Source organism: Streptomyces lycii (assembly GCF_009735685.1).
Taxonomy (GTDB): domain Bacteria; phylum Actinomycetota; class Actinomycetes; order Streptomycetales; family Streptomycetaceae; genus Streptomyces; species Streptomyces lycii.
The window spans coordinates 1-24203 of record NZ_WHPN01000157.1 but is presented as its reverse complement, the minus strand read 5'-3'; the positions used below and the strand labels follow the sequence as shown (position 1 = coordinate 24203).

20 protein-coding genes are annotated in these 24203 nt (G+C 76.0%); 8 read left to right on the top strand and 12 right to left on the bottom strand.

What is annotated here, in order from left to right:
* Positions 1-195: 195 nt before the first annotated feature.
* Positions 196-1722: a DUF6397 family protein gene (locus GCU69_RS34310; protein ID WP_156205380.1), complete on the bottom strand. Its 1527-nt coding sequence runs from the start codon at positions 1720-1722 to the stop codon at positions 196-198.
* Positions 1723-2026: 304 nt separating this feature from the next.
* On the bottom strand, positions 2027-2437 hold the full coding sequence (locus GCU69_RS06570) for a roadblock/LC7 domain-containing protein (RefSeq protein WP_098750516.1): 411 nt from the start codon (positions 2435-2437) through the stop codon (positions 2027-2029).
* Positions 2438-2707: 270 nt separating this feature from the next.
* Between GCU69_RS06570 and GCU69_RS06565 the strand changes: the two genes are divergently transcribed.
* From GCU69_RS06565 to GCU69_RS06555, 3 genes are all read left to right on the top strand, one after another.
* Complete coding sequence (locus GCU69_RS06565) at positions 2708-2998, top strand: hypothetical protein (RefSeq protein WP_156205379.1); 291 nt, start codon at positions 2708-2710, stop codon at positions 2996-2998.
* 228 nt (positions 2999-3226) lie between these two features.
* Positions 3227-4051: a hypothetical protein gene (locus GCU69_RS06560; protein ID WP_156205378.1), complete on the top strand. Its 825-nt coding sequence runs from the start codon at positions 3227-3229 to the stop codon at positions 4049-4051.
* A gap of 629 nt (positions 4052-4680) precedes the next feature.
* Positions 4681-6081, top strand: a complete 1401-nt coding sequence (locus tag GCU69_RS06555; protein WP_156205377.1) for a tannase/feruloyl esterase family alpha/beta hydrolase — start codon at positions 4681-4683, stop codon at positions 6079-6081.
* A gap of 4 nt (positions 6082-6085) precedes the next feature.
* On the opposite strand, the gene GCU69_RS06550 is transcribed toward GCU69_RS06555, so the two are convergent.
* Together GCU69_RS06550 and GCU69_RS06545 are read right to left on the bottom strand one after the other, a co-directional pair.
* Complete coding sequence (locus tag GCU69_RS06550; protein WP_098750520.1) at positions 6086-6742, bottom strand: maleylpyruvate isomerase N-terminal domain-containing protein; 657 nt, start codon at positions 6740-6742, stop codon at positions 6086-6088.
* A 639-nt stretch (positions 6743-7381) separates the two neighbouring features.
* Positions 7382-7564, bottom strand: a complete 183-nt coding sequence (locus GCU69_RS06545) for a hypothetical protein (protein ID WP_098750521.1) — start codon at positions 7562-7564, stop codon at positions 7382-7384.
* Positions 7565-7778: 214 nt separating this feature from the next.
* On the opposite strand from GCU69_RS06545, the gene GCU69_RS06540 reads away from it, so the two are divergent.
* Together GCU69_RS06540 and GCU69_RS06535 are read left to right on the top strand one after the other, a co-directional pair.
* Positions 7779-10694 (top strand): DEAD/DEAH box helicase, encoded by a 2916-nt coding sequence (locus tag GCU69_RS06540; RefSeq protein ID WP_235978281.1) that lies wholly within the window; start codon positions 7779-7781, stop codon positions 10692-10694.
* Between the two features lies 1 nt (position 10695).
* A complete protein-coding gene (locus GCU69_RS06535) occupies positions 10696-12132 on the top strand; it encodes an SWIM zinc finger family protein (RefSeq protein ID WP_156205376.1) in 1437 nt (478 codons plus the stop codon).
* A gap of 151 nt (positions 12133-12283) precedes the next feature.
* On the opposite strand, the gene xylA is transcribed toward GCU69_RS06535, so the two are convergent.
* Complete coding sequence (gene xylA, locus GCU69_RS06530) at positions 12284-13456, bottom strand: xylose isomerase (protein WP_098750523.1); 1173 nt, start codon at positions 13454-13456, stop codon at positions 12284-12286.
* Positions 13457-13620: 164 nt separating this feature from the next.
* Here xylA and xylB point away from each other — a divergent pair, with 164 nt between their 5' ends.
* A complete protein-coding gene (xylB, locus tag GCU69_RS06525) occupies positions 13621-15084 on the top strand; it encodes a xylulokinase (protein ID WP_156205375.1) in 1464 nt (487 codons plus the stop codon).
* 312 nt (positions 15085-15396) lie between these two features.
* A complete protein-coding gene (locus GCU69_RS06520) occupies positions 15397-16569 on the top strand; it encodes an ROK family transcriptional regulator (protein ID WP_098750526.1) in 1173 nt (390 codons plus the stop codon).
* Positions 16570-16748: 179 nt separating this feature from the next.
* On the opposite strand, the gene GCU69_RS06515 is transcribed toward GCU69_RS06520, so the two are convergent.
* Genes GCU69_RS06515 through GCU69_RS06485 form a run of 7 tightly spaced genes read right to left on the bottom strand, consistent with a single transcriptional unit; the run spans position 16749 to position 23344 of the window.
* Positions 16749-17924, bottom strand: a complete 1176-nt coding sequence (locus GCU69_RS06515; RefSeq protein WP_098752251.1) for a 4-hydroxybenzoate 3-monooxygenase — start codon at positions 17922-17924, stop codon at positions 16749-16751.
* The gene (gene pcaD, locus GCU69_RS06510) at positions 17924-18745 is read right to left on the bottom strand and encodes a 3-oxoadipate enol-lactonase (protein ID WP_098752252.1); all 822 of its coding nucleotides are present in this window, start codon (positions 18743-18745) and stop codon (positions 17924-17926) included. The genes GCU69_RS06515 and pcaD overlap by 1 nt, the downstream gene beginning before the upstream one ends.
* Positions 18742-20340 (bottom strand): class-II fumarase/aspartase family protein, encoded by a 1599-nt coding sequence (locus GCU69_RS06505; protein ID WP_408055770.1) that lies wholly within the window; start codon positions 20338-20340, stop codon positions 18742-18744. The genes pcaD and GCU69_RS06505 overlap by 4 nt, the downstream gene beginning before the upstream one ends.
* Positions 20327-20902 (bottom strand): protocatechuate 3,4-dioxygenase subunit alpha, encoded by a 576-nt coding sequence (gene pcaG / locus GCU69_RS06500; protein WP_098754479.1) that lies wholly within the window; start codon positions 20900-20902, stop codon positions 20327-20329. Before pcaG ends, GCU69_RS06505 begins: the two co-directional genes overlap by 14 nt.
* The gene (pcaH, locus tag GCU69_RS06495) at positions 20902-21741 is read right to left on the bottom strand and encodes a protocatechuate 3,4-dioxygenase subunit beta (protein ID WP_156205374.1); all 840 of its coding nucleotides are present in this window, start codon (positions 21739-21741) and stop codon (positions 20902-20904) included. The genes pcaG and pcaH overlap by 1 nt, the downstream gene beginning before the upstream one ends.
* A complete protein-coding gene (locus GCU69_RS06490) occupies positions 21738-22529 on the bottom strand; it encodes a CoA-transferase subunit beta (protein ID WP_098750383.1) in 792 nt (263 codons plus the stop codon). The genes pcaH and GCU69_RS06490 overlap by 4 nt, the downstream gene beginning before the upstream one ends.
* Positions 22526-23344, bottom strand: a complete 819-nt coding sequence (locus GCU69_RS06485; RefSeq protein WP_098750384.1) for a CoA transferase subunit A — start codon at positions 23342-23344, stop codon at positions 22526-22528. The genes GCU69_RS06490 and GCU69_RS06485 overlap by 4 nt, the downstream gene beginning before the upstream one ends.
* A gap of 150 nt (positions 23345-23494) precedes the next feature.
* Between GCU69_RS06485 and GCU69_RS06480 the strand changes: the two genes are divergently transcribed.
* Positions 23495-24203, top strand: a 709-nt coding sequence (locus GCU69_RS06480) for an IclR family transcriptional regulator domain-containing protein (RefSeq protein ID WP_156205373.1), incomplete at its 3' end; no start/stop codon positions are given.

The following is a 24203-nucleotide window of genomic DNA, read 5'->3' as shown; positions in this document are numbered from 1 at the left end:
CCGGACGCCGGCTCCGCGCCGGTACGGGCCCGGCTCACCGGGGATTCCGGAACAGCCGCCGCCAGGATCCGCCGGCCCGCCGCTCCCCGCCCCCGCCCGGGACGGGGCCGGCCGGGACGGGGCCGGACGGACGGGAGCGGGGCGGCGGCCCGGAGGCCACCGCTCCGGCCGGGTCCGTCACTCCGGCCGGGTCCGTCACACCACCGCCCGGCGGTCCGACCGCGGGCTCCGGGGATGTGGGGCCGGGTGCTGCGGATTCGGCTCCGGGCGCCATAGGTCCGCGTCCGGGCTCCGTGGGTGCGGGTCCGGGCGCCCTGGGCCCGGGTTCCGGCGCTGTGGGTTCGAGCCCCGGCGCCGTGAGTCCGAGTCCGGGCCGGGGCGCCGTGGGCCCGGGTCCGGGCGCCATAGGTCCGGTTCCCGACGCCGTGGATTCGAGTCCCGGCGCTGTGCATCCAGGCCCGCGCCCCCGCGGGTCACTCGGCTCCCCCGCCGCCCGCTCCTCGGTGCTGGGGCTGGACGGGCCCGCTCCGGCCGGCGAGGAGTCCCGACCGGAACGGGAGTCTGCCTCCCCGGCCCCGTGCGCCAGGGCTCCGAACCCGGCCGTCCGGCTCCGGACACGACCCGCTCCCGCCCCGGCCCCGGCACGACCCGCTCCCGGCCCCGCCCGGAGACGGCCCGTTGCCGCCCCGGCCAGGACGCCCCCGGCTCAGGCTCCGGACCCCGCACGGCCAACTCGCTCCCGGGCTCCCGCCTCCCCGGCCGGGGCGCCGGCTGCACCGCCCGTGCCTCGTCCAGGCAGAGCAGCAGGCTGATGCGGTGCCAGAGGATCTCGTCCGGGTCGTCGGCGAACAGCAGCCGCTCCACCACCGGCCACGAAGCCGAACCCCCGGGGCGCAGCGGCAGCAGGGAGGGCTGCAGCCGCCGCAGATGGGCCCGCTCATAGGGGTCGTCGACGACGTCCACGAGCTGGTCCGCGCCCAGCACGGCCGCGGACACCGCCGCGCGCCGCCAGGCGTCCTCCGTCTCGCGGACGAGCTGGCCGATGCGCCTGCTGCGCCAGTTCCGCGGGCGCCAGTCCTCTCCCGCGTCGAGCATCGCCCGCAACCCCTTCGGGGTGCACCCCGTCAGCAACTGCGGCTCCCGCTCGGCGAACCGTCGCAACTCGGCCGCCGGATAGCGCCAGACCACGGCGCGATAGCGGTTGACGCGGAAGGCCACCGGGCTGAAGCAGCCGACCCGGGCGAGCCGGGTGAAGCGGCCGGCTCCGACGCCCATCAGCACGGCACCTTCGGCTGTGCCCACCGCCCGCACCCGGTCCCGCAGCACGTCGGGGAAGCCCTCGGCCGCCCGCAGCCGGTCCACCTCGGCACGCGGCACCCGGCGCCGTCCCGCCGGGTCGGCGACGGACCGGATCACGCCGAGGCACGTCCCGAGCTCCAACTCCCCCGGTTTCAGCAGCAACTGCTCGGCCGCCCTGCGGAAGCCCAGCAGCTCCCCGTGGCCGCCCCGCACCACCGAGTCCCGCTCGGCAACCGACGCAACCCCCTCGGCCGTCGCCGAGTCCCGCTCGGCAGCCGATGCAGCCCGCTCGGCCATCGCCGCGTCCCCCTCGGCAGCCCACGCAGCCCGCTCGGCCGTCGCCGCACTCTGCCCGACCCTGGCCGCGTCCCGCTCACCTTCCGTCGCGGTCCGCTCCCGCGCCGCCTCCGTGTCCACTGCCATGACAGTCCTCCCCCGCTCGGTCGATCACTCTCGGTGACGACCGTAGCGCGGAAGTGCGACATCCCGCGGAGCCTGTGGAAAACCTCGTTTCCGCCCGTGACGGAGGTGTGGAGAGGAGCGGCGCGGCGCGCCCGCGGCCGGTCAACCGACCGGTCACCGCTCAGCCGGCCCCTCTGCAGTCAGTTGGCTGCTCTGCCGCCAGCCGACCGCCCTCGGTTCAACCGGCGGCTTCCCGTTCAGCCGACCGCTCACCGGTCAGCCAACCGGTCTCCGCCCAGCCCGTCTCCGCCCAGCCGGCCTTCACTCAGCCGGCCTCGGCCGGTCCCCCGCGGTCCCGGGCCGCGACGCCCAGGTGTTCGCCGACCCGGTTCACCAGCAGCGTCATCTCGTACGCGACCTGGCCTATGTCGGCGTCGGCGCCCGCGAGAACGCACAGACAACTGCCGTTGCCCGCGGCTGTCACGAACAGCACCCCGTCGTCGAATTCCACCATGGTCTGCCGCACCCGCCCCGCCCCGAAGTGGTGGCCGGAGCCCTTGGCGAGGCTGTGCAGGCCGGAGGACACCGCGGCCAGATGCTCCGCGTCCTCCCGGCCCAGATCGGAACTGGCCGCCGTCACCAGGCCGTCGTTGGACAGCACCAGCGCGTGGCGGACATACGTCAGGCGCTTGGTCAGGTCGTCCAGCAGCCAGTCGAGCCCTTGATTGAGCGCCATGCTCCTGCCTCCCGGTCCAGCGGCTCACGTCAACTGCCTGCCACCCTGTCCCACCCCGGTACCCGGAGGCAACCCGCACTTTCCGTCACGCGGCCGACGGCACGCACCCGCGGCAGCAGGCGGCACGCGCCCGCGGCAGCAACAGGCCCCGGGGAATCAGCCGACCGTCCCGTTCCGCATGCCCGTGACACCGTCGCCCGCAGGCGCACACTGGAAGGACACGGAATCGGGCCAGGAGAGACACGCGACCTCGGTGAGGGGTGACCGGTCATGCTGCGCAGACTTCGCAAGCTGGTGGTTCCGCCGAGGCCGGCCGGCGGGAACGACGGGTCTCCGGCCCCGCGCCCGCACAATCTGTTCGAGGCGGCAGCCGCCTACGTCGCGGCCGGTGCCGAGGCCGACGACGAGCGGGAGGAGGAAGCCGCGGGCTGGGTGTCCCCGGAGGCCCTGTCCTTCGGTGTGACGGAACTCGCCTGCCGGGCCGTCGCCCAACTGGCCCGGGAACGCGGCGAGTCGCCCCGGACCGTGGCCCGTTCCCTGCTCGGCCTCCCCCCGGACTGACCCGTCGGCCCGGGAACGGCGAGATCGCACGCCCGTCGCGGACGGTCACGGACCGCTGCGAATCGTGGCGGGGCCGTGGCAGGGCCGTGGCAGGGCCGTGACCGCACGGGCGCGGCAGAGCCTTCCCGCGCGGCCTCCCCCACCGCGGGCGCGAGCGTTCGGAACCCTCGACTCCGGGGTTACCCACTGGTTAAGGTTCGGCCACCACTGACCGCTGGGGAGGCTGCCGTGGCCACGACGGAGGACGTCGAGGAGACCGAGGACGCGCTGTTCGTACTGACGGCCGTGCTGCTCACGCCTGCTCGCTTCCCGAGCGTGCTCGGCGACGACTATCCGGAGGCGTGCGGGGTCCTCGGGCTCGAACCGTATCCGCAGGGCTACGGCCTGGTGCTCGGCCAGGACGGCCGGGGTGCCCGCTGGACCGTGGTCGTCGACGACGTCTCGCTCGTCGCCTGCGCCCTCGCCGCGTGGGACTGCGGCATGGAGTACGACCTGTCACCCGACGAGCGGACGGTGGTCTGCGCGCTCCCCGGCTGGCCGCTGCACGTCGCAGTCGCCGCCCCGGGCGTCCCGGCGCCGCACGACCCGCTCCCCGGACCCGGCATGGAGGACCTGCAGGCCCCGCTCGCGCCGCCGGACTCCTCCCAGTGGGGTTCCGAGCAGCGGCGGCTGGGCGCCGACGAGATCGCGCTGCAATGGGCGGTGTGGCGGGAGCAGTTCGAGGAGCCGGAGACGTCCGCTGACGCCTCCGGGCCGGGCGGTGCCGCCGAACCGGCCGAGCCGTCGCACGAGGGGGTGCGCAAGGTCCTGCGCGAGGCGCACGCCTATGTAAAGACGCCTCCTCCGCTGGGTCGCATCCGTTCTTCCTTCGCTTCCGACGGCGCCCGGATCCTGCGCGCGGACGGCCCCGGCTGGAGCATGGTGGCCCGCACCGACGACATCGCGTTCGTGCTGCTCGACAACATGCCGGGCGAAGTGCTGCCGGTCGGCCGGGGATCCCGGCTTCCGGGGCTGCTCAAGGCGCTGGACGAACTGGCCGCCCGCCCGGCCTGACGCGGGACGGCAGAGGCCGGGGTCCGAGGCCCGGAGGCGAAGCCGGGAGGCGGGGCCGGGAAGCGGGGCCGGGAAGCGGGGCCGGGAAGCGGGGCCGGGAAGCGGGGCCCGGAGGCGGGGCCGGGAAGCGGGGCCCGGAGGCGGGATCAGGGAGCAGGAGCAGGGGGAAGGGGCAGGGCAGCGGCAGGGGGAGCAGAAGCCGCGCCGCCGCTTTCCGGACGGCGTTCCGCCGGTTGTCCGCGGCCGCACCGCTCGCCGCAAGCCCACACAGCGCGCCCCAAGCCCGCCCGCACAGCGTGCCCCAAGTCCGCACAGCGCGCCCCAGAGCCCGCGTGACCTCCCGGCCGCTCGCCCCACCCAAGTCCGTACCGCTTCCCGGCCGCCGGCCGCGCCGGAAGCCCGTGCGGCATCCCGCCCGCCGCGGCCCTCGCGGGACCCCCCTGACCCCCGCACGCCCCCAGACCCCGCGGTCCCCGCGGCGCCCCCGCGGACAGCCGTAGTGCTCGCCGGCCGGCGCCCACACCCGGTGCCGGCCCACCGTGTGGGCCGCGCCCATGGCCGTCGCGGCACGGCCGTCGGCACGATGTGGCGCCGCGCCCCGTTCCGCGACCCGAACCGGAGGACCCTCCATGCGTCCGCGCCGCAGAGCCGTACCTCTCCTCGCCACCGCCCTGCTGATGGTGACCGTCGCCGGCGGCGGCGCCCCGGCCCGGGCCTCGGCGCACACGCCGTCCGGCGCGCACGGCGGCCACTGCGCCCGGCAGGACAGGATCGACGTACCCCGCGCCGAGCACCAGGAGTCCGCCTGCCTGCCCGATCTGACCACGGCCGCACTCGCCGGCACCCGGTACACCGACACCGCCGACCAGACCGGTCTCGCCGCCGCCGGCACCCGCCGCCCCAGCGGCGTGCCGGGCATCCAGATCGACGGCTACTTCCCCGACGATTCGCGGCTGAACACCACACACGGCTGGCACCACGACGCGCAGTTCGTGATCCGGCTGCCCGACGACTGGAACGGCGGGCTCGTCGTCACCGGCGCCCCGGGCACCCGCAAGCAGTACGCGACGGACGCGCTGATCTCCGATCACGTGCTGGCCCGCGGCTACGCGTACGCGTCGACCGACAAGGGCAACAGCGGGCCGGACTTCCACACCGACGGCGGGCGCCCGGGGGACGCCATCGCGGAGTGGAACCGGCGCACCACCGAGTTGACCCGCGCCGCGCGCGCGGCGGTCGCCGACCGCTACGGGCAGCGGCCCCTGCGCACGTACATCACGGGCATCTCCAACGGCGGCTATCTGACCCGCTGGCAGCTGGAGAACCGCCCGGAGCTGTACGACGGCGGAGTGGACTGGGAGGGCACCCTCTGGACCGCCGAGGGCCCGAACCTGCTCACCTCGCTGCCCACCGCGGTGGCGTACGGCACCGATGAGGCGTCCGCCACCGACATGGCACGGGCCGGTTTCGCGCCGGAATCCGGCTTTCTGTGGCCGTACCACCAGCAGGCGTACTGGGGTGTCACGCAGAAGACCTACCGCGCGGAACTCGACCCCTCGTACGACCCCCACTGCCCGGGCCCGTCGGCGGGCGGGACCACCGAGGAGATCCTGGCGCCCTGCGCCTCCGACGCGTCCTACGTCTACGAGCGCCGCCCCGCGTCGGTGCGCAAGGCGGTCGGGCGGATCGCCCTCACCGGCCGCATCGGGAAGCCGATGATCACTCTGCACGGCGATCTGGACGCGCTGCTGCCGCTCGCCGCGGACTCCGGGGTCTACGACCGGATGATCTCCGAGCGGGGCCGCGAGCGGCTGCACCGCTTCTACACGGTCGAGGACGGCACGCATGTCGACGGGCTGTACGACCGCCATCCGGACCGGCTGCGGCCGATTCTGCCCTGCTACCGGGCGGCGCTGTCCGCGCTGACGGCCTGGGTGGAGCGCGGTGCCGCTCCACCCGCGGACCGCACGCTGCGCCGCCCCGGCGGGGGCGACCTCGTGAACTCCTGTTCGCTGCGCGACCGGGGCTGACGGCTCAGCCCAGGACGAACGGCAGCTTCGCGGCTGGGCCGCCCAGCGCGGCCCGCTCCGCATCGGTCGGGGCGCGGCGTCCGGTGCCGGCCAGCAGCACGTCCCGGTCGGAGAAGGAGGCGGGAAACGGGCTCCCGGCGATCTGCTCCAGCAAGGCGCGCGCCGCCGCGAGGGTCTCGGCGGGCGGCCCGGCGGCAGGCGGAAGACACGCGATCAGGTCGAGGTGGTGCAACGTCCATTCGAGCACGTACGCGGAGAGGTAGTCGCCGATGGTCAGCACCTTGCCCCGGGTGCCGACGCACACGGCGGGGTCGGCGAGCGCGGCGGCACGGCCCGCGGCGGAACCGACGTCGTCGAGGTGGAACTTGAGCAGCCCCGGCTCGCCGTACGCGGCGGCCAGCCGGGGAATCAGCGCGTCGAGCGGGTCCTCGCCCGTCGGCGGCGTGCCGGTGACGTCCCAGTAGGTGACCGCGTCCGCGGTCGGTGCGGTTCCGGCGGGCGTGACCAGGGTGATCAGAACGTCCTGGGCGTCGATGACGAGATGGCACACCAGGTCCCGCACGAGCCAGCCGGTACAGCCGGACGGCTGCTCGAAGTGCTCGTCCGGGAGGGCGGCGACCGTCGCGCGCAGCGCGGCCCACGAGCGTGAGAAGAGGTCCACCGCGGCACGGTAAGCCGGGCGGGAACGGCGGACAAGCGCATTCGGACGGGCGGACAAGCGCGTTGGGACGGGCCGGCCCGGCCGGATCAGGTACCCATGGCCGGACCGAATCACGTGCCCATGGCCGGACCTGGTCACGGTCTCATGGCCGGACCGGATCACCTGCCCGTGGCCGGACCGGATCACGCACCGGCGAGAGGGCCCGGTCTCGCACGCACCCGTCACGGGTCGGTGTCGCGCCCGTGACGGAAGCGGCCTCGCATCCGTGACGGAAGCGGCCTCGCACCCGTGACCGAAGCAGCCTCGCACCCGTGACGGGACCGGTCCCGCCCCCGTCAAGGGAGCGGATCGCGCGCCCGCGCGGGTGCCACACGACCGTCCCGGCAGTGGGTCCCCGCAGGTCGGCGGGCGTTGTTCGCAGGCACCCGGGAGGGCCGGCCTCCCGGCAACGCGCGGATCCGCCCACCCGGCGAGCCGGGCGGGGGCCGGCAGGCCGGGGCCGATGCCCGGCCCGCTCCGTCAGCCGTGGCGGTCCGGGGCGGTCCGGGCCTGTCCGGGGCGGTCCGGGGCGGTCCGGGCCGGTCCGGCGGACGGCTCACCGGGGCCGCCGGCCGGGCCGCCGGCCCCGGCCGCCGGTTCTCAGCGGCCCAGTTCCTTGCGGGTCACCCTCTTCAACCGGCGCCGCTGCGACTCGTCCAGCGTCAGATACGCCGCGGTCGGAACGCCGACGATGACCAGCAGCGCCGCCCAGAAGGGCAGCAGCCACAGCAGCACGAGCCCCGCCGCGACACCCCCGGCGGCGACTTTCGCTCTCTTCGACATGTCCCCTGGCCTCCTCCTGCGGCGGATGCCGCTGTGGGGTGAACGGGTGTGCGCGTCCCACAGTTCCATGCCCCCACCGGCCCCGGGACCGCATCGACCGAACACACGGCCCGGTGACGCAGGACACAGCCGGGAGCGGAGCACGCACCGTGGCTCGTCGGGTACCCTCGGCCAGCCCTGTCGCCACTAGTCAAGTTTGAGGAACGCGCCCGCTGTGACCATGCTCCCCGCGGCAACACCCTCCGAGATCTCCGGGCTCGTACGCTGTCCGGCCGTCTTCCTGCCCGGCGATCCGGCCCGTACCGGCCGTGTCGCGTTCTGGCAGCCGGAGCGCCCGGACGAGGCGCCGGCCGCCGCCCCCGGAACACCCGAGGACCTGACGGTCGTGGTGCCGGACGGGCCCGGCGTGGTGACCCGGCCCGTCCGGGCCGTGCTTCTCCCCGTCGACCGGGCCGTACCGGTGCTGACCCGGGCCCGGGCCGCGCACGCCGCCGGTCCCCCGGGCGCCGATCCGGCCGCCGCCTTCTGGGGCACGGCGGCCGTGCTCGCGCTGCAACTCGCCGCGCGGGGCCGGCTGCTGCCCGGCCTCACGGCCACGGACCACGACGCGTGGCGTGCCGGTCCGCTGGCCCCCGAGGACCTGCACCGGGTACGGGAGCTGGCCGCCGCCATGCCGCCGGCCGCCCACGCCGTACCGCTGCCCGGCGCGGAACCGCTGCTGCTGCCCGAACCCGAACGGCTGCTGCGGGCGTTCCTCGACGCCGTCGCCGACGGCCTGCCCCGCTCCCCCGCCGCCGCGCTCGCCGCCGGCGGGCCGGCCTTCGCCGCCCGCAAGCCGAGCCGTCTGCCCGAACAGCGCGACTGGGCCGCCGATGTGGCGGCCGGTCACGACGCGGGCGTACGGGTCTCGCTCCGGGTCGAGCTGCCCGGGCTGGTGACGGTCGCCGGGCCGCCCGGCGGCGGGGCGGAAACGGAGCCGGCCGGCGCGGCCGTTCCCCCCTTCCGCGCGGTCCTCCAGCTGCACAGCCTGGCGGATCCCGCCCTCGTCGCCGACGCGGCCGAGGTGTGGACCGGAGCCCCCGCCGGTGCCGCCTTCGGGCCGCGCGCCCGGACGGACACCCTGCTCACCCTGCGCCGTGCCGCCCGTGCCTGGCCGCCGCTCGCGCCCCTGCTGTCGGCCGCGGTCCCGGACGCGATCGAACTCGCCGACGAGGAGGTCACCGAACTGCTCGGCGAAGGAGCACGTTCGCTGGCCGCCGCCGGGGTCCGGGTGCACTGGCCGAAGGAACTCGCCCGGGAACTCACGGCCCGGGCCGTGGTCGGCCCGCCGGACGACGGCGCGGGACCCGGCAGAACGCTCTCCGACCTGCCGTCCTTCCTCTCCGCGGACGCGCTGCTCGGTTTCAGCTGGCGGTTCGCCGTCGGCGGCCGGGAGCTGACCCGCGACGAACTCGACCGGCTCGCCGAGGCCGGCCGCCCCCTGGTCCGGCTGCGCGACCAGTGGGTCCTGGTGGACCCGGACGCCGCGCGCCGGGCGCGCGACCGCCAGGACCGCAAGCTGACACCGGTCGAGGCGCTGTCCGCCGCGCTCACCGGTGAGGCCGAGGACGGCGGCGAGCGGGTGGAGGTGGTGCCGAGCGGGGCGCTGGCCGCCCTGCGGGACCGGCTCGCCGACCCGGAACGCCCGGACCACACGCCCGTTCCGCAGCCGGCGGCGCTCGCCGCGACACTGCGCGACTACCAGCTGCGCGGCCTGGACTGGCTGCACCGGATGACGTCCCTCGGGCTGGGCTGCTGCCTGGCCGACGACATGGGCCTGGGCAAGACGATCACCTTGATCGCGCTGCATCTGCACCGCCGGCAGGATCCGGAGACGGCCGGCCCCACCCTCGTCGTCTGCCCTGCCTCGCTGCTCGGCAACTGGCAGCGGGAGATCGGGAAGTTCGCCCCCGGCACCCCGGTCCGCCGCTACCACGGCGCCGCCCGCGGCCTGGACGGCCTGGCTCCCGACGAGTTCGTGCTCACCACCTACGGCACGATGCGGGTGGACGCCCGGCGGCTGGCGGACGCCGGCCCCTGGGGCATGGTCGTCGCCGACGAGGCGCAGCACGTGAAGAACCCGTTCTCCGCGACGGCCCGGCAGCTGCGCACCATCGGCGCGCGGGCCCGGGTGGCGCTCACCGGCACCCCGGTGGAGAACAACCTCTCCGAGCTGTGGGCCGTCCTGGACTGGACGACTCCGGGTCTGCTGGGCCGGCTCGGCACCTTCCGGCGCCGCTACGCGCAGGCCGTCGAGAGCGGCGCGGACCCCTCGGCCGCCGACCGGCTGGCCCGGCTCGTACGCCCCTTCCTGCTGCGCCGCCGCAAGAGCGACCCGGGCATCGCCCCGGAGCTGCCGCCGAAGACGGAGACCGACCGCGCCGTCGCGCTCACCCCGGAACAGGCGGGGCTCTACGAGGCCGTGGTCCGCGAGTCCCTCGCGGAGATCTCCGGCGCGGACGGGTTCGCCCGGCGCGGGCTGATCGTGTCCCTGCTGACCTCGCTCAAGCAGATCTGCAACCACCCCGCGCAGTACCTCAAGGAGGAACAGCCGCGGCTGCCCGGCCGGTCCGGGAAACTGGAACTGCTGGACGAGCTGCTGGACACGATCCTCGCGGAGGACGCGAGCGTGCTGGTCTTCACCCAGTACGTGCAGATGGCCCGGCTGCTGGAGCAGCATCTGGCCGGCCGCGGGATCGGCACGCTCTTCCTGCACGGCGGCACCCCGGTGCCGCGGCGCGAGGAGATGGTCCACGCGTTCCAGGACGGCGGGGCACCGGTGTTCCTGTTGTCGCTGAAGGCGGCCGGGACGGGGCTGAACCTCACCCGCGCCGAGCATGTCGTGCACTTCGACCGCTGGTGGAACCCGGCCGTGGAGGCGCAGGCCACGGACCGCGCGTACCGCATCGGGCAGACCCGGCCCGTCCAGGTGCACCGGATGGTCACCGAGGGCACGGTCGAGGACCGGATCGCGGACATGCTGGCCCGCAAGCGGGAGTTGGCCGACGCGGTGCTGGACTCCGGCGAGGCCGCGCTCACCGAGCTGACCGACACCGAACTGGCCGATCTCGTCGAGCTGCGGAGGGACTGACATGAGCGCGTCCGAGGACTTCGGGACCGGTGACCACGACGGCGGGGAGGCGGGGCCCGAGCGGACCTTCGCAGCCCTGCCGCCCGCCCGCGGCCGCGGCTTCGCCGGCACCTGGTGGGGCCGGGCGTGGCTGAAGGCGCTGGAGGACACGGCGCTGGACACCGGGCAGCTCGCCATCGGCCGCCGGTACGCGCGTCTGGGCGCGGTGGGCGCGGTGTCCGTACGGCCCGGCCGGATCACCGCCGTGGTCCGGGACCGGGACCACACCCCGCACCGCTCCGACGTACTGGTGACGGAACTCTCCGGCGCGGACTGGGACCGGCTGCTCGGCATGGTCGCCGACCGGGCGGGGCACCTGGCCGCGCTGCTGGACCGGGACATGCCGCCGCAGCTGGTCGAGGACGCCGCCGCGGCGGGTGTCGAGCTGCTGCCCGGGATCGGTGACCTGGAGCCGGAGTGCGACTGCGACGCCTGGGACCACTGCATGCACACCACCGCGCTGTGCTATCAGGTGGCGCGGCTGCTCGACGAGGATCCGTTCGTGCTGCTGCTGATGCGCGGCCGCGGTGAGCGCCGGTTGCTGCAGGAGGTGCAGGAGCTGAGCGCGGTCCGTGCCGCGCGGGACGCGGCCCCGGCACGGGAGCGCGGGGGGCCGGAGGCAGCTGCCTCGGGCGGCGGTCCCGTTCCGGACGCGGTCCCGGCCGGCGCGGCACCGGACGGGGTCGCCGCCGCGGAGGCGTTCGCCGCGCGGGAGATCCTCCCGCCGCTGCCGGAACCGCCGCCCCGGGTCGCGGAGCCCGGCCTGCCACCGGTCCTGGGCGGCGGCACGGAGCCCGCGCCCGGGGTCGACGTGACGGCGCTGGAGTTCCTCGCCGCCGACGCGGCGGCGCGGGCCCGGCTGCTGCTCTCCGACGCCCTTGCGCCGGGGCACGAGAAGCGTCCCGTCCCGCCCGTGCTCACGGTCGGCGAGGACGCGGTGCGCCTCGCCGCCGCGCGGCCCGGGGACCGGATCACCGCCCGCCTCGCCACCGGTTCCGGACGCGACCGGACCGGTCTCGCCCTCGCCGTACGGGCCTGGGAGCAGGGCGGGACCGCCGCGCTGGCGGTCCTGGAGGAGGAGTGGACGCCCGGGCCGGAGCTGCTGGCCCGCGCCCGGGAGCAGCTGGCGCGGTGGGCGGACGAGACGGACGGCGCGGCCGGGGGGACGGGCGGCGCGCCCGCCCTGCGGCCGGCCGGCAACCGGTGGACCGCGGCCGGTGTCCCGGCACAGCTGCGGCTGGGACGTGACGGCCGCTGGTGGCCGTACCGGCGGGACGGGAGCCGCTGGAGCCCGGCGGGCCCGGCCGCGGGCGACCCGGCCGCGGCGATGGCAGCGATGGCGGAGACGGCAGTCATGGCGACGACAGCTCCGGGGCCGGGCGGCGTCTCCGGGGACTGAGGGGCGGGCAGGCCGCGGCGCGGTCCGAGGCCGGGCGAGGGCAGCCGACGCGGTGCCCGGACAGCCCGAGGGGCGTGCACGGATGACCGTGCACGCCCCTCGTCCGTCGTCGTCCGGACGGACCCGGGCCGGCCCGGGTCCTTCGCCAGGGTCAGCCCCGGGCGCCCAGCAGGTGGTCCATCGCCAGCTGGTCCAGCCGCTCGAACGCCATGCCGCGCGCGGCCGCCGAGTCCACGTCGAAGGTCTCGAACGCGGTGCGGTCCGCCAGCAGCCCGGCGAGCGTCTCGCCCTCGCCGAGGGTCGGCTGCGCGAGCTGGTCGAGCCGGGAGTCGCGCAGCGCCTCCTGCACGTCCGGGTCGGCCCGGAACGAGGCGGCACGCTCCTTGAGGATCAGGTAGTTGCGCATGCAGCCGGCGGCGGACTCCCACACGCCGTCGTAGTCCTCGGTGCGCGGCGGCTTGAAGTCGAAGACCTTCGGGCCGGAGTAGCCGGCCGTCTCCAGCAGGTCGACGAGCCAGAAGGCGGCCCGCACGTCGCCCGCGCCGAAGCGGAGGTCCTGGTCGTACTTGATGCCGTGCTGGCCGTTGAGGTCGATGTGGTAGAGCTTCTCCGCCCACAGGGCCTGCGCGATGCCGTGCGGGAAGTTCAGGCCCGCCATCTGCTCGTGGCCGACCTCCGGGTTGACGCCGAAGAGCTCCGGGCGCTCCAGCTTCTCGATGAAGGCGAGCGCGTGCCCGACGGTGGGCAGCAGGATGTCGCCGCGCGGCTCGTTCGGCTTGGGCTCGATCGCGAAGCGCAGGTCGTAGCCCTGCTCCGTGACGTAGTCGCCGAGGAGGTCGAACGCCTCCTTCATCCGGTCCAGGGCGACCCGGACGTCCTTGGCGGCGCCGGACTCGGCGCCCTCGCGGCCGCCCCAGGCGACATAGGTCGTGGCGCCGAGCTCGACGGCCAGGTCGATGTTGCGGATGACCTTGCGGAGCGCGAAGCGGCGGATCTCGCGGTCGTTGTTGGTGAACCCGCCGTCCTTGAAGACGGGGTGGGTGAAGAGGTTCGTGGTGGCCGCGGGGACCTTCATGCCGGTGGCGTCGAGCGCCTGGCGGAAGCGCTTGATGTGCGACTCCCGTTCGGTGTCCGAGGAGCCGAAGGGGATCAGGTCGTCGTCGTGGAACGAGACACCGTACGCACCGAGGTCGGCGAGCCGCCGCACGGTGTCGGCCGGGTCGATGGCGGCCCGGGTGGCGTCACCGAACGGGTCGCGGCCCGTCCAGCCGACGGTCCACAGTCCGAAGCTGAATCCGTCGTCGGGGGTGGGCTGGTAGCTCATTGCGGCTCCCTCGCTATTTCGTCATGGCTGTTTACAAATTAGTATGCCGGAGCGGAACAGGGAAGACCGGGGACACCCCGGGCACCGGACCAACGGCCTCCGCAAGGCTCCGTACGGCTCCACAAGCTCCGTAAGGCTCCGTAAGACGAGGAAGGGATCGCGCGATGACAGCAACGGGAGGGCAGCCGTCCGGCGGCGGGCCGTTCGTCGTGGGCGTGGACAGCTCCACCCAGTCCACGAAGGCACTGGTCGTCGACGTCGCCACCGGCGAGGTCGTCGCGCGCGGCCAGGCGCCGCACCGGGTGTCCGGCGGCGCGGGCCGGGAGAGCGACCCCGAGCAGTGGTGGGACGCGCTCGGCGAGGCGCTGCGCCAGTGCGGCGAGGCGGCCCGGCGGGCGGGTGCCGTGTCCGTCGGCGGACAGCAGCACGGGCTCGTCACCCTCGACACCGCCGGCCGCCCGGTGCGACCGGCGCTGCTCTGGAACGACGTGCGGTCCGCGCCGCAGCGCGACCGGCTCGTGGAACGGCTGGGCGGCGCCGAGGCCTGGGCGCGGCGGACCGGTTCGGTCCCGGCCCCGGCCTTCACCGTCACCAAGTGGGCCTGGCTCATGGAGAACGAGCCGGAGGCCGCCAAGGCCGCGGCGGCCGTGCGGCTGCCGCACGACTACCTCACCGGCCGGCTGACCGGGCGCGGCACGACGGACCGGGGTGACGCCTCGGGCACCGGCTGGTGGACCGGCAGCGGCGGGCCCGGCGGGTCGTACGACGAGGAGATCCTCGACCTGGTCGGGCTGGACCCGGCGCTGCTCCCGGAGGTCGTGCCGCCGGGCGAGCCGGCGGGCGAGGTGCGGGCGGACCTGGAGGGCCTGCCGCTGCCGGGAGGGGCCCTGGTGGCCGCCGGGACCGGCGACAACATGGCAGCGGCGCTCGGGCTGGGCCTCCGGCCCGGCCGCCCCGTGCTGAGCCTCGGCACCTCCGGCACCGTGTACGCCGTGGCCGGGCAGCGCCCGTCCGACCCGACGGGCACGGTCTCCGGGTTCGCCGCCGCGCACGGCGACTGGCTGCCGCTGGCCTGCACGCTGAACTGCACCCTCGCCGTGGACCGCGTCGCCGCGCTGTTCGGGCTGGACCGGGAGTCGGTGGAGCCGGGCGGCTCGGCGGTCGTGCTGCCGTTCCTCGACGGCGAGCGGACGCCGAACCTGCCGTACGCGTCGGGGCTGCTGCACGGTCTGCGGCACGACACGACGGCCGGCCAGGTGCTCCAGGCGGCCTACGACGGGGCGGTGTACGCGCTGCTCGCGGCCCTGGACCTGGTGCTCGACGCGGACGCCGACCCGGACGCGCCGATTCTGCTCATCGGCGGCGGCGCGCGAGGTGTCGCGTGGCGGGAGACCGTGCGGCGGCTGTCGGGCCGCCCGGTGCTGGTACCGGCCGCCTCGGAACTGGTCGCGCTGGGCGCGGCGGCGCAGGCCGCGGGCGTGCTCACCGGCGAGGACCCGGTGGAGGTGGCCCAGCGCTGGGGCACCGACCGGGGCGAGTTCTTCGACGCGGTCGGGCGGGACGAGGAGGCCGTGGCCCGGCTGGCGGCGACCCTTGACGCGGCGGGTCCGCTGCTCCAGGGCGTCTGACCGGCACCGGGGAGCCGGACGGCGCGCCGTCCGTACCGGGACCGGCACGGACGGGACCGGCGCGGACTTGTCCGGGCACCCGGCGGGGCCGGCGCGGACTTGTCCGGCTCCGGACGGGGCGGGCACCGGCAGGCCCCGCCGCGGGAGCCGGCTCCCCCGGGGCGGCGTACGGCACAGGCACAGGCGTCGGCGCGGCGCGCGGAGAGCGGCGCCCGTAAGGTCGGTGCGCAGCGACGAGAGGAGCACGAGGCCGTGGCCGTACCGTCCCCCGGTGACCGGAACGGGGCAGCTCAGGCGAACACCCAGCAGGCCATGCGGCAGCGCAATCTCTCCCTCGTGCTGCACGCCGTGGCCGAACACGGGCCGCTGTCGCGCGCGGCCGTCGCCGCACGCATCGGGCTGACCCGGGCCGCCGTGTCGACCCTCGTCGACGAACTGGCCCGGGCCGGGCTGCTCGTGGAACTCGGCCGCAGCAGGGCCGGCACCGTCGGGCGCCCCGGCAGCGATCTCGCGCTGAGCGAGAACGGTCCCGCGGGCATCGGTGCCGAGATCGGCGTGGACCGGCTCGCCGTCTGCGCCGTCGACCTGCGCGGGCGGGTCCGGGTCCGGGCCGAGGAACCGGCCGAGCACCGCAGCAGCGCCACCGGGCCGGTGCTGCGCGGTCTCGCGCGGCTGTGCGCCCGGGTGGCGGCGGACGCGGAACGCGAGGGGCTGCGTCCGGCCGGTGTCACGGTCGCGGTCCCCGGCCTGGTGGCGCGGGACGCGGCGACCGTCGTCCGCGCGCCCAACCTCGGCTGGCAGAACCTCGACCTCGCGGCGGCGCTCGCGGCGGACCTCCCGCTGCCCGTCGCCGTGGACAACGAGGCCAACCTCGGCGCCCTCGCCGAGCTGTGGCTCGGCGGGCACAGCCCGGCGCCCCGGGACTTCGTGCACGTCTCCGCCGAGATCGGCATCGGTGCCGCGGTGGTGGTGGACGGCGCCCTGCTGCGCGGGGCGCACGGTTTCGCGGGCGAACTCGGCCATGTGCCGGTCCGCCCGGAGGGGCGCCCGTGCGTGTGCGGGGGCCGGGGCTGTCTGGAGCAGTACGCCGGTGAGGAGGCGGTGATACGGGCCGCCGGGATCGAGCAGCGGGGCAGCGCGGGCGCCGCGGTGCTGCGGGCACGGGCGGCCGACGGCGACCGCGCGGTGCACCGGGCGCTGCGGGGCGCGGGCGCGGCGCTCGGCACGGCCCTCGCCGGGGTGGTGAACCTGCTGGACCCGGAGACGGTGGTGCTCGGCGGCGCGCTGGCCGGATTCGCCCCGTGGCTGCTCCCCGCGGCCGAGCGGGAGCTGCGCCGCCGGGTCGCGGACCCCTCACGCGCCTCCTACGGCGAGATCGTGGTCTCCGGCCTCGGCCGCGACGGGCCGCTCCTGGGCGCCGCGCACTCCGTACGGCAGCGGGTGCTGGACGACCCGGCGGGCAGCGCGGTCACCGCGGCGGACTGAGCCCGGCGGAACAGGCCGCGGACCGGCCGTCGCGCCGCCCGGTCCGCGGCGCCGCGCGGCGGGACATCCCGGAGCAGAACATTCCGCACCGGGACGCGCCGGACCGGGGCGGGGGCGCCGGACGGGGCGGGACGGACCGAGGCGGAACGGGGACGGACCGGGGCGGCCGGTCCGGCGTGTCACCGGATGGGCAGCCCCGTGTAGTTCTCGGCGAGTTCGGTGGCCGCGGCCGTGGAGTCGGCGATCCGGTGCAGCTGGGCCAGCTGGAGCCGGCCGTCGAAGTCGCTCTGCTCCGGGTCGGTGTGCAGCGCGGTCGTCATGAAGTACGAGAAGTGCTCGGCCCGCCAGACCCGGCGCAGGCAGGTGTCGGAGTACGCGTCGAGCAGCTCCGCCGAGCCCGTCCGCTGCCGGTGCTCGAGCGCCCGGGCGAGGACGACGACGTCCGAGACGGCCAGATTGAGGCCCTTCGCGCCGGTGGGCGGCACGATGTGCGCGGCGTCGCCCGCGAGGAAGAGGCTGCCGTGCCGCATCGGCTCGGTGACCCAGCTCCGCATCGGTGTGACGGACTTCGCCGTGATGGGCCCGCGCTCCAGTGTCCAGTCGGTGTCGACGGCGAACCGGGCGTCCAGTTCCTCCCAGATCCGCTCCTCGGACCAGTCGGCCGGATCGGTGCCGTTCGGCACCTGGAGATAGAGCCGGCTGACGGACGGGGTGCGCATGCTGTGCAGGGCGAAACCGCGCGGCGAGTGCGCGTAGATCAGCTCGTCGCAGGAGGGCGGGACGTCGGCCAGGATGCCCAGCCAGGAGTACGGATACGTGCGCTCGTAGGTGCGGCGCGCCGCCTCGGGTATCGCGCTCCGGGCGATGCCGTGGAAGCCGTCGCAGCCGACGACCACGTCGCAGGAGAGGGTCTGCTCCCGGCCCCGGTGCGTGTAGCGGACGACGGGGCTGCCGGTGTCCGCCCCTTCCACGGCCAGCGCCCGCGCCTCGAACAGCAGCGGGCCGCCCTCGGCGAGCTGGAGCGCGACGAGGTCCTTCACGACCTCCGTCTGCGCGTACACCATGACGCTGCGGCCGCCGGTGAGCGCCGGGAAGTCGATCCGGTGGCCGCGGCGGTCGAAGCGCAGTTCGATGCCGTGGTGTTCCAGTCCCTCACGGTCCATGCGGGCGCCCGCTCCGCAGGCGCGCAGGGCGTCCACGGTGCCCTGTTCGAGGATGCCGGCGCGCTGCCGCTGTTCGACGTAGGCGCGGTCGCGGTTCTCCAGGACGACCGAGTCGATGCCGGCGCGGTGCAGCAGCCGCGCGAGCAGGAGTCCGGCGGGCCCGCCGCCGATGATGCCGACCGTGGTACGCATCAGTTGCCTCTCGGGTCTGTGGGACGGGGGTCCGCCGCGGGGGCGGGTGCGAAGTGGGCGGCCAGGGCCGCGGTCACGGCGGCGGGCCGTTCGATGCCCGCCAGGTGCGCGGCCCGGGCGAGTTCGAGGAGGTCGGCGCCGGGGATGCCGTCGGCCAGTTCGCGCGCGTGCGGCGGCGGGGTCGCCGGGTCGTCCCGGCCCGCGACGACGAGGGTCGGGGCCGCGATGCCGGCGAGCCGGTCCCGGAGGTCGTAACCGGCGAGCGCCTCGCAGCAGGCCGCGTAGCCGCGCGGGTCGGTCTCGGCGAGGTCGTCGAGCACGGTGGCACCCCAGGGGGTCCGGGCGGTGGCGGCGGGGTCGGCGAACCAGCGGCCGGGAGCTGTTTCCAGCAGGGGCGCGGTGCCCCGTTCGCGGACGAGCCGGGCCCGGTCGTGCCAGCCGGAGGGCTCGCCGAAACGGGCCGAGGAACAGACCACCGCCAGTGCCTCGACGCGTTCGGGGTGGTGTGCGGCGAGATACGCGCCGACCGCGCCGCCGAGGGAGATCCCGGCGTATCCGAAACGGTCCCAGCCCTGCCGGTCGGCGGCGGCGAGCACCAGCCCGGCGAGGCGGCCGACCGTGGCCTCCTCGCCCGGCAGCAGGTCCGCCGGGCTCCCGCCGTGCCCCGGCAGGTCCCAGCGCAGCACCCGGTGGCCGCGTGTCAGTCCGGGGAGCTGGGGCTGCCAGACGGCGAGCGAGGTGCCGAGCGACGGGCCGAGTATCAGCGGCGGCGCCGACTCCGGCCCGTCGAGCCGGTGGTGCGGTGCCCGGGGCGCGGTCATGCTCTCTCCTGGCGGGCCGGGGGCGGAGGGGTGTGCGGACGCGGTGCCGCGGGGGCCGGGGTACGGCGCAGTGCCCGGTCCGTCAGCCCGGCGGCCTCGCCGGTGTACCGGGCGGGGTCGGTGAGTTCCCGCAGCCGCTCCTCGGTCAGCGCCTCCCGCACCTCCGGCTCGGCGTACAGCGCCCGGCGCAGCTCGGCGCCCTCCTCGGCGACCTGCCGGGCCGCGTCCGCGAGCAGCCGTTTCGCCCGCTCCCGGCCGAGCAGCGGGGCGAGTTCGACGGCGAGCCGTTCGGACACGACGAGGCCGCCGGTGAGGCCGAGGTTCGCCCGCATCCGCGCGGGCCGGACGCGGAGGCCCTCGGCGAGTCCGGCGGCGGCTTCGGCGGCGCCGCCGGTGAGGCGCAGCGCCTCCCGCAGCGGCTGCCACTCGGCGTGCCAGGCGCCGCCGGGCCGCTCGTCCTCGGCGGCGAGCGCCCCGCACAGGACGGCGGCGTGCGCGGGGACCTGCCGGGCGGCGGAGGCGATGAGCACGGCGCGGGCGGGGTTGGCCTTGTGCGGCATCGCGGAGGAGCCGCCGCCGGTGCCCTCGGCGACCTCCCCGGCCTCCGTGCGGGAGAGCACGAGGACATCGGCCGCGAGCTTGCCGAGTGCCCCGGCGGCGAAGGCCAGGGCCGAGCCGAGGTCGGCGACCGGGGTGCGCAGCGTGTGCCAGGGCAGCTCGGGCTCGGCGAGGCCGAGTTCGCGGGCGAACCGGGACACGAGCCGTGTGCCGGGGCCGCCCGTGGGGGCCGTACCGGCCCGGGCGGCGGGGCCGTCCGGGCCGGGCGGACCGTCCGGTACGCCGTCGGCGTCGGCGTGATCACGGCCGCTGTACCGGTCACCGCCGCCACCGCCACCGTCGCCCTCGGCCGCCGCGTACGCGCCGAACGCGGCCAGGGTGCCCGCGGCGCCGCCGAGTTGCGCGGGGAGGCCGTCCGCCAGCACGGCCGCCAGCCGGTCGTGGGCGTCCAGCAGCAGTGAGCGCCAGCCCGCGGCCTTGAGGCCGAAGGTGGTGGGAACGGCGTGCTGGGTGAGGGTGCGGCCGGGCATCGGGGTGTCCCGGTGCCTGGCGGCGAGCCGGCCGAGGGCGTCGGCGGCGCGTACCAGGTCGGCCAGGATCACCGGCAGGGCACGGGAGGCCACCAGCATGGAGGCGGTGTCCAGGATGTCCTGGCTGGTGGCGCCCCGGTGCACGTACGGGGCCGCGCCGGGGTCCGCCCGGCCCACCGCGTCGGTCAGGTCACGGACCAGCGGGATGACGGGGTTGCCGCCCGCCCGGGCGCGGACGGCCAGGTCCCGGGCGTCGAAGGCGCCCTCGCGGGCCGCCCGGCCCACGCTCTCCGCCGCCGCGCGCGGCGCCAGTCCGAGCGCGGCCTGCGCGCGGGTGAGCGCGGCCTCCGCGTCGAGCATGGCGGCCAGCCAGGCGCGGTCGCCGGTCGCCGCCTCGACGGCGGTCCCGGCGCGTACCGGGGAGAGCAGCCCGGTGTCCTCGGCGGAGCGCTCGCCCGTCGCCGCGGGCGGGTCCGCGGGCCGGTCCGCGGGGTCAGACGTACTCAAGGAAGACCGTCTCCTCGTCGCCCTGGAGGCGGATGTCGAAGCGGTACGTGCGGTGCCGTCCGGGTTCGGCGGCGGCGATCAGGGTCGCGCGGCGCCCGGGCTCAAGTCCGGCCAGCAGCGCGTCCCCGGCGTCCTCCCGGAGATAGGCCCGGGTGAACAGATGGTGCATCAGCCCGCGCGCGAAGACGCACACCGACAGGTACGGCGCGTCGCCGCCGGGCGGCAGGGTCCGCAGCGCGTAGTGGCCGTCCGCGTCGGTGGGGACCCGGGCGAAGCCGGTGAACTCCACACCGTCGCGTCCGACGACCGCGCCGGTGACGGGGTCGCGGCGCAGCGAACCGGGGGCGCCGGCGAGCGAGCCGTCCGGTCCGGCCTGCCAGAACTCCAGCAGCGCGTCGGGCACGGGAGCACCGGCGCCGTCGAACACCCGGCCGTGGACGGTGATGGTGTCGGGGTGCCCGGCCGGCGCCACGTCGCCACCGCCGGCGAACGGCAGCGCGTAGCCGTAGAAGGGGCCCACGGTCTGCGACGGGGTGGGCGGCAGCGGGGGTGTCGCGGTCATCAGCGGCCCTCCTCGATCCAGGTGGCGGACGGTCCGTCGAGGACGACGTCCCAGCGGTAGCCGAGGGACCACTCGGGACTGGACAGTCCGTGGTCGTAGGCGGCGACGAGGCGTTCCCGCGCGGAGGTGTCCGTGACGGAGGAGAGGATCGGGTCGTACCGGAAGAGCGGGTCGCCGGGGAAGTACATCTGCGTCACCAGCCGCTGGGTGAAGGCGGTGCCGAAGAAGGAGAAGTGGATGTGCGCGGGCCGCCAGGCGTTCAGGTGGTTGCGCCAGGGATAGGCGCCGGGCTTCACGGTGGTGAAGGTGTAGGTGCCGTCGTCGTCGGTGAGGCAGCGGCCGACGCCGGTGAAGTTGGGGTCGAGCGGCGCGGGGTGCTGGTCGCGCTGGTGCGCGTAGCGGCCGGAGGCGTTGGCCTGCCAGACCTCGACGAGCTGGCCGCGCACCGGGCGGCCGTCGCGGTCCAGCACCCGGCCGGTGACGGTGATGCGCTCGCCGAGCGGCTCGCCCTGGTGCTGCCGGGTCAGGTCGGCGTCCAGCTCGGTGACGTCGGTGGCACCGAAGACCGGGCCGTGCAGCTCGGCCGTGTCCGGGTCGCCGCTGACCGCGGCCGGCGGCTGCCGCGGGTGGCGCAGGGCGCTGCTGCGGTACGGGAGGTAGTCGCGCGGCGGATGGTGGGCGACGGGCGCCCCGGCCGCGCGGGCCTTCTCGTAGGCCGCCTGCCGCTCGGCCACCTCGCGGTCGATGTCGGACTGGAGAAGCGGCGGTGCGGCCTGGGCGGGCACGGCGGCGGGCGGCTGCGCGGCGGCCGGCACCGGGGCGGGGCGGGAGGTGGTCATGCGGCACTCCTTCCGGCGTTCTTCAGCGTCCGCAGGGCGGTGATCTCCGCCTCCGTGGGCGGCGCGGTGGCCGTCACCCGGTCCGCGACCCGGAGTTCCCAGCCGGTGGCGGCCCGGACCCGGTCGGTGGTGACGCCCGGGTGGACCTCGGTCAGGACGAGCTCCGCGGTCTCCGGGTCGGGCCGCAGGATGCCGAGGTCGGTGATGACGGCCGTCGGGCCGCGGCCGCGGAGCCCGAGCCGTTCGCGGTCACCGGGGCCGCTGCCGTGGCCGACGGTGGTGGTGAAGTCGAGCTTCTCCACGAAGTTCCGGGTGGAGTGGCGGAGCACCATCAGGACCCGGCCGCAGTTGGCGGCGATCTCGGGGGCGCCGCCCGCGCCGGGCAGCCGGCCCTCGGGGCGGCCGGGGCCGCGGTCGACGACGGTGGTGTTGATGTTGGCGTAGCGGTCGGTCTGCGCGGCGCCGAGGAAGCCGACGTCGATCCGGCCGGCCTGGAGCCAGTAGTTGAAGATCTCCGGGACGGAGACGACCGCGTCGGCGGTGTCGGCGAGTTCGCCGTCGCCGATGGACAGCGGCAGCCGGGTCGGCTTCGAGCCGAGCGTGCCGGATTCGTAGACGAGGACGAGGTCCGGGTTGTCGGTGCGCCGCGAGAGGTTGGCCGCGGTGCTGGGCAGTCCGATGCCGACGAAACAGGTGCGCGCGCCGGCCAGGGCGCGGGCGGCGTTGACGGTCATCAGCTCGTCGGGCGTCACCTCGGTGGCGGCCGCGGCTCGCGGGGCGGTGGTCATCGGGCCTGGCTCCTGTCGTGCACGTGTTCCTCGATCCACTTCCGGAAGGCGTCCCGGTCCCGGGAGATCGGGTCCCACGCCTGGTAGAAGGCGTTGTCGCGGACGGAGTAACCGGCGGCATACGAGGGGTGGGCGCCGTCCGGCGCCGGGGCGACGGCGGTGACGGCCCAGCCGGGGAGGACGACACCGGTGGGCCGGGGCGTCAGCTCGTCGACGATCTCCTCGACGGTGACCAGGACGCGCCGGGCGGCGAGCGCCGCCTCCTTCTGGACCCCGGTCAGGCCCCACAGCTGGACGTTGCCGTCGTGGTCGGCCTGCTGGGCGTGGATGACGGTGACGTCCGGGTTGACCGCCCGCACGGCGGCCAGCTCCTCGCCGGTGAACGGGCAGGTCACCGTGGAGACCGTGTCCGTGCGCTCCGGGATGTCGCTCCCCCGGTAGCCGCGCAGCACGGCGAACGGCAGGCCGGAGGCACCGGCGACATAGCGGTTGGCCATGCCGGCGTGGCTGTGCTCGTCGATCTCGAGGGGGCGCGGCCAGCCGTTCTCGACGGCGTCGCGGAAGCGGTGCAGGGAGCCGACGCCGGGGTTGCCGCCCCAGGAGAAGACCAGCTTCTTCACCAGGCCGGCGCCGATGAGCTGGTCGTAGATGACGTCCGGTGTCATCCGGACGAGGGTGAGATCGGTGATGCCCTGCCGGATGATCTCGTGCGCGGCCGCGAACGGGATCAGGTGGGTGAAGCCCTCCATGGCCACCGTGTCGCCGTCGTGGACCAGTTCGGCGACGGCGTCGTGCAGGGTGCGGATTTCTGCCATGCCCTCTCACTTGTTCGCGGGGTGAACTATCGTTCATAATCTGGCGGGGCTGAGTCTGCGCCTCCCCGGCGCGGCTGTCAACGGTCCCCGCACACTCCCGGCAGCTCCCGGACCAGGGCTTCCGGCACCACCCGACGCCGAGGGAGCACCATGGGCGAGATCAGCGACGACCGGCAGACCGCGGCGACCGGACCGGCCCGCGGGCCGGATCCGCCCGGCGGGGAGGCCCCCGTGGTCGGCCCGCTCGTCCGGGGGCTGACCGTGCTGCGCGCGATGGCCCGGCCCGGCTGCCACCGGCTGCGCCCGAGCGACCTGGTGCACGCCACCGGCCTGGCCCGGGCCACCGTCGACCGTGTCGTCGGCACGCTCGTCCGGCTGGACCTGCTGCGCGCCGCGGGCCGGGACGTCGAGATCACGCCGCGGCTGCTGGCGTTCGGCAATGCCTATCTCGCGGGCTGCGGGATCGCCGACGCGCTGGAGCCGTTCGCCGAGCGGCTCGCCGACGAGCTGGACGAGTCGGTCTCGGTCGCCGTCCCGGACGGCACCGGGGTCCGCTTCGTCACCCAGGTCATCCGCCGCCGCGCCATGACGCCCGTCTTCCGCATCGGCGACCTGCTGCCCGCCGACCGCTGCGCCGCCGGGATGGTCCTCGGGCGGGACGCCCCCGAGTGGGCCGTGGACGACCAGCGGATGGAGCAGGGCCTGATCGCCGTGGCCGTGCCGGTACGGGATCCCGGCGGGCGCCGGATCTGCGGCGTGAGCGTGGTCTCCAACACCGGCCGGCACACGGCCGGCTCCCTCACGGCCACCGCGCTCCCCCGGCTGCGCGCCCTGCTGCCCGCCATGGAGGCGGCCGTCG